The sequence below is a fragment of the Chitinophaga sp. genome (assembly GCF_036566945.1).
GTDB lineage: Bacteria > Bacteroidota > Bacteroidia > Chitinophagales > Chitinophagaceae > Chitinophaga.
In genome coordinates this window covers 1-9,594 of the sequence record NZ_DATCVJ010000044.1, presented here as the reverse complement: position 1 = coordinate 9,594, position 9,594 = coordinate 1, and the positions used below count along the sequence as shown (strand labels likewise).

Here is a 9,594-nt window from a genome sequence, read left to right as displayed (position 1 = left end):
TGCTCGCAAAAGAAGAGGAGAGCGACCGCCGGGAAATTGCCACCTGGCTGGAAATGCCTTTTCATTTTATCAATAGTAAACTGATCAAGACGGCCATCTGGTTAAGTCCCTTGCTGGTGGCAGCATCTATCGCTTATGGCATTGTGGGCGGGCACTGGTATCCCTTAACGATGATGATTATCGTGAATTGGTTTTTACTGGGTATTAACCAGAAAGACATCATGGCGCAGTATGGACTCATGTCCCGTAAGGAGCGCATACTGGATAAGTTTTCGATTTTGCTCAACCTGATTAAAACGGGTGCTTTTAAGGAGTCTGCCTTACTCCAGGAGCAGCAGGATATTGCGAAAGAGGCAGATGTGGCTTTGCAGGGACTGGCGCGGGTAAGCGGCGCCTTTGATCAGCGTTTGAACCTGCTGGTAGGGTTAATCCTCAATTCCCTGATGTTATACGACTTCCATTGTATCCTGCGACTGGAGCGCTGGAAGCAGCAACACAAGCTGCAGATCGTCAAATGGTTTGATGTGATTACGCAATTCGAATTGTGGAATAGTCTCGCCACCTATGCGTATAATCATCCGCAGTTTTCCTGGCCGGAGCCACAGGAAGCGCGTGTGCTGGAAGCTACTGCGCTGGGGCATCCGTTGATCCCCGCCAGCGAATGTGTGAAAAATGACGGCGCTGCTGGCGTAAAAGACAGCTTCCTGATCATCACCGGATCTAATATGTCCGGAAAAAGTACCTTCCTGCGTAGTGTGGGCGCCAATTTACTGATGGCCATGTGTGGCGCACCGGTATGTGCAGACCGGCTGCTATTCAGTCCTATGCATATCATGACTTCTATGCGTATCAAAGATTCCATCGCCAGCCACACTTCCTATTTCCAGGCGGAGTTGCTGCGTTTACAGCATATTATCCGTCAGCTGAAAACAGGAGCGCAGGTATTTATTTTGTTAGATGAAATTCTCAAAGGCACCAATTCGGAAGACAAACTCTCCGGCTCCCGCAGCCTGATAGAGCATTTCCTGCGGTATAATTGTCTGGGTATGATTGCCACGCACGACCTGGAACTGGGGCAGCTGGAAGATGCCTATCCCAACAAGATCCGCAACTACTGCTTCGAAAGCACTATCCAGGAGGATCATCTTTACTTCGACTATCGCATCCGCGAAGGCATTGCACGTAACAAAAATGCCACCTTCCTGATGAAGCAGATGGAGATTATCTAATTTGACCGCTTAAAACAAATTTTACAAATAACTAAATATTTTAGTAGTTTTACTAAAATATTTAGTTATGACTTTGCCGTTCCAGGAAGGGGGATCAGCGCCTCAATATCATAAAGGCCGTGGTGCGCAGATTAATCCGAAGAATAAATTTCTCACGGATGAATATGCGCAGGAACATGCCGAAGGTATTGACGAGTGGTGGCAGGCGGATGTACCTACCCAAATATTTGAAGAACATGCAAAGACGCTGGTCAACAAGGTAGACAGTCCGGATGTGGGGATGTGGTTTTCCATGAACCCTTACCAGGGCTGCGAGCATGGCTGTATTTACTGCTATGCCCGGAACACGCACCAGTATTGGGGCCTGAGTGCCGGTCTTGATTTCGAGCGTAAAATCATCGTAAAACATAATGCCCCGGCGTTGCTCCGTAAGTTCCTGGATAACAAGAACTGGGTGCCCAAGCCCATTTCCCTGTCGGGCAATACCGACTGTTATCAGCCCGTGGAGCGCAAAATGTGGCTCACCCGGCAGCTGCTGGAGGTGGCGTTAGAGTATAAACAGCCGGTGGGCATCATCACTAAAAACTCATTGGTACTGCGGGACCGCTATTTGCTGCAGCAGCTGGCTCAGGAAAACCTGGTATGCGTGTACCTGTCTGTTACCACGCTGCAGGAGGACCTGCGGCTGAAAATGGAGCCACGTACAGCTACCGGGGTACAACGGCTTAAGGTAGTGAAGGAGCTGAGCGATCTCGGTATACCCGTTGGCGTTATGACCGCGCCCATTATTCCCGGCCTGAACGACCATGAAATTCCCCGCCTGCTGGAAGCCGCAGCTGCCAATGGGGCTAAGTATGCCGGCTATACGGTGGTACGTCTCAACGATGCTGTAAAGATCATTTTTAACGACTGGCTCTATAAAAACTTCCCTGACCGGGCGGATAAGGTATGGCATCATATAGAAGGAATGCACGCCGGACAGGTGAATGACAGCGAATTTGGACGCCGGATGAGGGGAGAAGGGAACATCGCAGAACTCATCAGACAACAATTTAAAATTCACACCAAAAAGAACGGATTGAACCAGGAACGCTTCGAATTCAATACAGAGGCTTTCCGCCGGCCAAATTCACAATTGAGTTTGTTCTGATATACCCATATGAAATAGTTGCACTTTAAACTAATTGTTAAGTCTATGAAAAAAGTAGGGTGTTTTTTTGTGTAATAAAAAAAATAAAAATTATCTTTGTTTCAAGAACAAAAATAACTGTGCAACTTATATCAACATACGAGATTTCAGCGATGGCCTGCAAACAAAAGCAGGTCAAGGCCAGATTGCGGGCGTGTTGCACCGATTGTTAACGATAGAAAAAGTTATCAAACGATATAAACAAAAGTCCCGCACTCGAGAAGGTGTGGGACTTTTTGCTTTTGAAGCAGTACTGAAATGACGACATTGAAAGAATTTCAAAAGATAACTGTAATGCAAAAAAAATACACCTCGTGGTGTAAACGGGATGGCTTTGCCTTAAAAAAGCCATACGGACTCGGTATGCGGTAATGTGAGATCTCTCTCTACATTATTAGTCCCGGTCCGTAAATACGGCCGGGTTTTTTTGTGGCCAAATCCGGCATAAAAATGGCAAACAAAATATTTTTTAAATGAAGTTATGCGCTAACCCATTTCATTAGCAAACAGCAAAGTGCATAATCCCAAAAACGTTAGATGATGAGAAACGTTATTCAAGTTGTAAGAGAGGCATTACTCACCAATTTCAAAGAGTTAGATCAGTGGTTTGAAAAAGACCAGGCATTACTGCATTTCAAACCAGACCGCGATCAGTGGAATATCAGAGAAGTATTGGAGCATATTACGCTGACCAATTATTTCCTGTTGCTGATCATCAACAAAAGTACCCGTCGTGCGCTGGAACGTAAGAAGACCGGCCACACCGTAATACTCCCGGCGGATTATCAGGATAAATTTAGCCAGATAGATGTTATCGGCAGTAAATCCTTTGGTTGGGTAAGACCCGAACATATGGAGCCTACTGGCTTTAAAAATATACAAGAGGTAAAAGCCCTCCTGAAACAGCAGTATGCACAATGCATGTATAACCTGTCTCTCCTCAAAAATGGAGAAGGAGTCCTGGTGTTTACTAATATGTCTGTAAATCAGCTGGGTAAGCTCGATATATACCAATACATCTATTTCCTCACCAAGCATATTGACCGGCATATCCGTCAGATGCAGCGGCTCCAGAAGGAGTACGAAGAGAGTGCGGTATTAATATAATTTTTTAAGGTCGACCATCAACATCTGTTTTTGTTAGTCCCGATTGGTTACTGAAGCCGGAAGTATGCACACTTCCGGCTTTTTGCTGCTATTCTATCAGAAAGAATATCCTTCGCGATCCATTTTCAGATCTTCAGACAATGGCCCTGCTTTATTGCCTGCCGGAGCTTCCAGTTTGTTTACGCCCACAGAGGTATTGTTTCACGGTGTGAAGAAGGGCTGGCTATCCCTAAAGGCTATACGCCCGAGGGAACAGATAAGCTACATCAATGCCTTTAGCTCATTTACGGTAAAAGCGATTCTCAAAACAGATAAGTTGAAGCGGGATATCCGGAAGATGTACAAGAATAGTTTCGAATCAGGGACATATGAGGGAAACCCGCTACAGGTAATAGATACAGCCTTAAATTTTGAAAACAAAAAAATGCCGCTGAAGGAAGCATAGAAAAAATATTTGAAAATATTTTGTTAAAAATTTGCAATATCAAAATATATCCTGTTATCTTTGCATCGTTAAAATTGATAATAAAAGAAAACTTATAAAAATGAAACGCTTCAATCTAGATATGGACAACGCAATTCCTTGCTTCGAGCAAGGCAGTGGCGGGTTCCGGGCGTTTTATGTTTACAGGTAGATCAAAAATATTTGTAAAAGTAACAGAAGCCCGGGTCCTTGGATCCGGGCTTTTTTGTTATCGTTTAGTGATAATGAATTTACCAGCAATTACAGAACGGGTTCAGATCCGCCGCAGTAAATGGTTTCAGGATAGCATTAATAGTATTAATGCTAAAGGGCCAGGTTATGCCTTAACGTAGTGTATACGTTAACGTTAGTAACCCGGTCCGTGAAAACAGACCGGGTTTTTTTGTGTTGCAAAAAAAGATTATTTGAGGAGGTACATATAAAAACAGGCAGGCGGAGTAATCCTGCTCCGCTTTCTTCTCCTTTTGAAGATATATTTTTTCGTCTCTGTTTGCAATTTAACCCCCAACATCAGGTTATCATAAGGATAACTTGTAATTTCCCCCATGATAAATACGATTTGCCCGGGGCCACAGCGCTCCGGGAAATCTTTATCAGCAGGGATATATTCACAATAACGAGATAACGTAACATGAAGCATATAGTTAATAATAACATCGAAATCACTGATGGTGAGCATTTTGATCCGAAGGGAGTGTATACGGTTCATTTTAACGCGATCCCTGATATCAACAATATTTATGAAGTAGATGGCGATAAGGCCGCCGCCGCTTTTGCTAAAACATATGCAAATATTATTACGCATACCCATCGGTATACTGATTATGACAACAAAAAGAAGAAGTATAAGCATAATCAAACCCTGATGGTGTTGAATAATAATTGCGTGGTAGCATTCTGGCAATCCTGGTGCGAAATTTTGCACAACGGACAAGTGGCTGCTTTTGTAACAGAGGTAACGGACATGGTTACACGCTATAAAGAAAAGCAACGCAGAGAACCACATGAAATAAATCTTATCACCAGTGGTCGCAAAGGACTGGAGCTAAAAAGCCTGGAAATAAAACGCACCCGACTGGATATAGGAATGTTTTATGAAGAAGAATTTAAAGAGATAGATAAAGTAATACAGCAACGTCTGAAGAAAGATAAAGACAAAGGGATTGTCTTGCTGCATGGCTTGCCCGGAACAGGGAAAACAACTTATCTGCGTTATCTGATTGGCAGAATTAAGAAGCGTGTACTCTTTGTTTCGCCGGATCTGGCCAACAATATTATGAATCCGGAATTCATGGAATTGCTCATCGATAATCCTAATTGTGTGGTGATCATAGAAGATGCAGAAAATGTAATTATGGATAGAAAGTTTTCCGGAAATTCATCTGTGTCTAATTTGTTGAATCTATCGGACGGCTTGCTGGCAGACTGTTTGAATATACAACTGGTATGTTCGTTTAACAGTGATTTATCTTCCATAGATAGCGCTTTGCTGCGTAAAGGCCGGTTAATTGCGAAGTATGAATTTAAGCGCCTGCAGATAGATAAAGCACAACAATTATCAAAGCATATGGGTTTCGATAGTGTGATTACTAAGCCTATGACCATTGCAGAAATAGCGAATCAACATGAGCCGTCTTTTGAAAGAAAGCAACATGTGATTGGATTCAGAAGAGAAGTACTGGAAGAAACGGCATAAGCTGGAATATAAATGACCCTATTCAAAAGTGACCCTGCAACATTTGTTGCAGGAAGAATGGTATGACAAAAATGACCCTATATGTCAAAATTTAAAGTAGGTGGTAAAACCTTACTGGAATTAGGTTACCCCAAAAGACCCGTGTTTCGTTTAGCCATCAAAGTGATGGAAGAATATTTCAGTCATCTGACCCGTGACGAAGCCATAGATATTTTAAAGAAAGTATTGGCGGATCCTGCTGCTTATCTGGCCGATGATAAGTTAGGGCCCGTGGCGGAGCAGTTGCTGACACCAGCGGCGCCTGTTGAGATTGCATTGCGTGAAACCCCTGTTCCATACGCGGTTTTTGGGTTAGGCAATATTGCGGATGGTGCAATACAACAGTTGAATAACGCCGTTCGTTTACCCGTTGCCGTGGCCGGGTCTTTAATGCCGGATGCGCATCAGGGGTATGGGTTGCCTATTGGGGGAGTATTAGCGGCAAATAACGCCGTGATTCCTTATGGTGTGGGTGTAGATATTGGTTGTCGTATGTGTTTGAGTATACTGGATTTACCGGAACAATCTTTATTGACAAATACCGGTGAATACAAAAAGCAATTGATGAACTGGACGAAATTCGGTGCCGGTGTGGAGTGGAAGACAAGAGAGGCAGATCCGGTATTGGAAAGAAACGAGTTTAAGGAGATACGTTTCGTGAAAAATCTGTTTGATAAGGCAGCAGGGCAGCTGGGAACTTCCGGTTCTGGTAACCACTTTGTGGAGTGGGGGATTGCCACTATCACAGATGCACAGAATGAGTGGGGGTTAGCGCCAGGTAACTATGTGGCGTTGTTATCGCATTCCGGTTCCCGTGGATTGGGTGCGCAAATCGCCGGGCATTATACGCAGGTGGCAAAAGACTTGTGTCCGTTGCCGGAGAAAGCGCGGCATCTGGCTTATCTGGATCTGCATTCAGAAGCGGGGCAGGAATACTGGCTGTCCATGAACCTGGCGGGTGACTACGCGTCTGCCTGTCATCATTTGATCCATAAGCGGTTAATAGCGGCCATGGGAGCAACCTTGCTGGCAAGGGTAGAGAACCACCATAATTTCGCCTGGAAAGAGACGTATGAGGGCAAAGAAGTGATTGTACACCGTAAGGGTGCCACACCTGCCGGCAAAGGAGTACTGGGTGTTATTCCCGGATCTATGACGGCGCCTGGATTTATTGTGCGAGGAAAAGGAGAGGTGAGTAGCCTGCAATCGGCATCGCATGGCGCCGGGCGACTGATGTCCCGTACCCAGGCACAGAAGTCGATTACAGATCAGCAATTGACACAGATATTGCAGGAGCATGGTGTTACATTGATTGGTGGCGGATTGGATGAAGCACCGGGTGCATACAAGGATATCAATATGGTGATGGCTGCACAAACGGACCTGGTGGAAGTGATTGGAAGTTTTGTTCCTAAAGTGGTGAGAATGGCCGACGGTGGATCTCCGGAAGATTAATAAAAACAGATGCAATGACGCGGGGGCGGAAGACGACGAAAGTTGTTTTTCGCCTTTCGTTTTTATTAGTCTAGTAAAATAGTAGGATATTTAATTTTTATTACTTATCATTGTGTTAGTTTACCACCACCAGATACTTATTTATGATACCTATACATGGGCTGGCACCGTGTATGAGCCTATGTCTTATGATCAAGGATTTCCGGATTTAAAATTTAAACAAGTGCATTTAAACTACCTGGCATTGGCAGTTCCTTTTTTCCTGACTTTCATTGGGTTGGAATACCTGGTGTCACGTAAAAAAGGGAAGACTTATTTTAAGTTCAATGATTCCATTACCAACCTGAGTGTGGGTATAGCCGAGCGCTTACTGGACACGTTTACAGTGGGGCTTTTTTATTTTGTATACGATTATCTGTATCGTCATTACGCCATCTTTGATATTAAATCCAGTGTATTGTTGTGGGTAGCGTTGCTGATATGTACCGATTTTATCTGGTATTGGTATCATCGGCTGGCGCATGAAGTAACCGTGTTTTGGTGTGCGCATGTGGTACATCATCAGAGTGAAGAGTTTAACTATACCGTATCTGCGCGTATTACCGTGTTTCAGGCATTTGTGCGTACCGGGTTCTGGGCTATTCTGCCCGTAATCGGTTTTCCTCCTGCGATGATTACGAGCATGTTGTTGGTGCATGGATTATATCCGTTTTTCATTCACACCCGTACTATCGGGAAGTTGGGTATCCTTGAATATATTCTTGTTACGCCTTCGCATCACCGGGTACATCATGCCAGTAATCCTCAGTATCTCGATAAAAATTATGGAGATGTATTTATCATCTGGGATAAGTTATTCGGCACTTTTGTGAAAGAAGAGGAAGAACCGGTGTATGGTTTAACGAAGCCATTGGAAAGCAATAGCTTTCTGTGGCAGCATTTTCATTTTATACTGGAGATGCTTTATTCGGCCAGGCAGGCGAAGGGCTGGAGAAACAGGCTGCGTATCATTTTCGGCAAACCAGATAATGTTGATCCGGGAGCAAGACAGGCGCTGGAGGATAAATTCCTGCTACGCAATCCGCATATAACGGAAACGCCTAAACTTTTTAATTATGTGTTGTGGCAAATAGTGGCCACGCTGCTTGTATTATTTTCTTTTCTGTTGCTGGAACATTATGTGCCTGTATTTATACAGGTATGTGTTGCCTTGCTGATTCTGCTTACGCTGATCAACTGTGGCGCTATTATGGAGCAAAAGAAATGGGTATTTTATTTGGAATATGCCCGCTATCTGGTGTTATGCCTGGGGGGTTATTATATCTGGCCTCATCCGGGTTTCCTTTGTGCGGCTGCCATTATCATGGTGACGGCATTTTATTTCCAATCCCATCTCAAGGAACACTATCTGCGGCTGGTATATGGTTATTACCGCTCATAGACAGGTTTATCCCGCCTGAAAGTTATTTTCGGGCTGGATAGTTTATGTTAATGTTTGCGTGGTTTGTTATTGTCTTGGAACCTGCGATTTGAGTATTTTCCGGGCGAAATGTATCCTGCTTTTAATCGTTCCCAGCGGTTCCTGTAGAATATTTGCAATCTCGAAATATTTGTACCCCTCGTAATAAAGCATAAATGGCTTTTTGAAGATATTAGGCAGGTGATATACTGCCACGTGGATATCTTTCATCTGTAAGTTAGAGGCCGCTTTATTAGTAACAGTATGCTGGTGATAATTAATGAAGAAATCGCTGGCGCTCGGTTCTGCTACCATCCGATGTTTCAATTTTTTTCTGTAATGGTTAATAAAAATATTTCGCATAATGGTGAATAGCCACGCGCGGATATTGGTGCCTTCCAGGTATTTCTCCTGGTTGGAAAGGGCTCTGAAAAGGGTTTCCTGATAAAGATCTTTTGCCTGTTCGGCGTCTTTCGTGAGGGTAAAAGCGAAGGGTTTCAGGAAATCGGCGTTTCCGATAAGCAAGGTGTTAAATTCAACAGACGACATAATGTTTAAGTTTTGCCTTAACTAATTTAAACAAAAAAAGGGGTAAAAGATGTATTCAGAGGATGCCAGGCGGCGGTTAAAACATGACTTTCTTTAATTAATTTAATTGATTCTCAAGCAATTCACTCAATGCCAGTACTTAGATCGATAAAAAAGGTGGTAGTTTAAGTAGTGATAATCAAATTTTCAAAACAGGTAATGCATGGTCGACTCTCCCTAGATTAACGTAAAAGAGTAACAAAAGGATTTTTATAATAACGATTTATTACATTATGAAAAAGTATATATTATAATTATCTTAAAATTAGCTGTTGCCCAATCTTTGGATACATATTTGCATATCGCTGCCCATGTCTTTCAACCAGATGTTTAAACATGCAACAGACA

General features: G+C 43.5%; 8 protein-coding genes. 7 read left to right on the top strand and 1 reads right to left on the bottom strand.

Annotation, left to right across the window (positions count from 1 at the left end; genetic code table 11):
- The 7 genes from VIP81_RS01355 to VIP81_RS01325 all read left to right on the top strand — a co-directional run.
- A partial coding sequence (locus VIP81_RS01355; RefSeq protein ID WP_331956680.1) for a MutS-related protein occupies positions 1 to 1,229 on the top strand: 1,229 nt, incomplete at its 5' end.
- A 67-nt stretch (positions 1,230 to 1,296) separates the two neighbouring features.
- Positions 1,297 to 2,379, top strand: a complete 1,083-nt coding sequence (locus tag VIP81_RS01350; protein ID WP_331956679.1) for a PA0069 family radical SAM protein — start codon at positions 1,297 to 1,299, stop codon at positions 2,377 to 2,379.
- Between the two features lie 579 nt (positions 2,380 to 2,958).
- Complete coding sequence (locus tag VIP81_RS01345; RefSeq protein ID WP_331956678.1) at positions 2,959 to 3,525, top strand: DinB family protein; 567 nt, start codon at positions 2,959 to 2,961, stop codon at positions 3,523 to 3,525.
- 64 nt (positions 3,526 to 3,589) lie between these two features.
- The gene (locus VIP81_RS01340; RefSeq protein WP_331956677.1) at positions 3,590 to 3,970 is read left to right on the top strand and encodes a hypothetical protein; all 381 of its coding nucleotides are present in this window, start codon (positions 3,590 to 3,592) and stop codon (positions 3,968 to 3,970) included.
- Positions 3,971 to 4,640: 670 nt separating this feature from the next.
- Positions 4,641 to 5,705 carry an AAA family ATPase gene (locus tag VIP81_RS01335; protein ID WP_331956676.1) on the top strand — a complete coding sequence of 355 codons (1,065 nt, stop codon included), beginning with the start codon at positions 4,641 to 4,643 and terminating at the stop codon, positions 5,703 to 5,705.
- Between the two features lie 81 nt (positions 5,706 to 5,786).
- On the top strand, positions 5,787 to 7,199 hold the full coding sequence (locus VIP81_RS01330) for an RtcB family protein (protein ID WP_331956675.1): 1,413 nt from the start codon (positions 5,787 to 5,789) through the stop codon (positions 7,197 to 7,199).
- A 223-nt stretch (positions 7,200 to 7,422) separates the two neighbouring features.
- Positions 7,423 to 8,640 (top strand): sterol desaturase family protein, encoded by a 1,218-nt coding sequence (locus tag VIP81_RS01325; RefSeq protein WP_331956674.1) that lies wholly within the window; start codon positions 7,423 to 7,425, stop codon positions 8,638 to 8,640.
- Positions 8,641 to 8,706: 66 nt separating this feature from the next.
- Here VIP81_RS01325 and VIP81_RS01320 read toward each other — a convergent pair whose 3' ends face one another.
- Entirely contained in the window at positions 8,707 to 9,207 is a 501-nt protein-coding gene (locus VIP81_RS01320) for an RNA polymerase sigma factor (RefSeq protein WP_331956673.1), read from the bottom strand.
- Positions 9,208 to 9,594 lie beyond the last annotated feature (387 nt).

Excerpts from the sequence above, each read along its gene's own strand:
- VIP81_RS01350 (WP_331956679.1), top strand. The coding sequence starts at position 1,297 with ATGACTTTGCCGTTCCAGGAAGGGGGATCAGCGCCTCAATATCATAAA.
- VIP81_RS01345 (WP_331956678.1), top strand. The coding sequence starts at position 2,959 with ATGAGAAACGTTATTCAAGTTGTAAGAGAGGCATTACTCACCAATTTC.
- VIP81_RS01340 (WP_331956677.1), top strand. The coding sequence starts at position 3,590 with ATGCACACTTCCGGCTTTTTGCTGCTATTCTATCAGAAAGAATATCCT.
- VIP81_RS01335 (WP_331956676.1), top strand. The coding sequence starts at position 4,641 with ATGAAGCATATAGTTAATAATAACATCGAAATCACTGATGGTGAGCAT.
- VIP81_RS01330 (WP_331956675.1), top strand. The coding sequence starts at position 5,787 with ATGTCAAAATTTAAAGTAGGTGGTAAAACCTTACTGGAATTAGGTTAC.
- VIP81_RS01320 (WP_331956673.1), bottom strand. The coding sequence starts at position 9,207 with ATGTCGTCTGTTGAATTTAACACCTTGCTTATCGGAAACGCCGATTTC.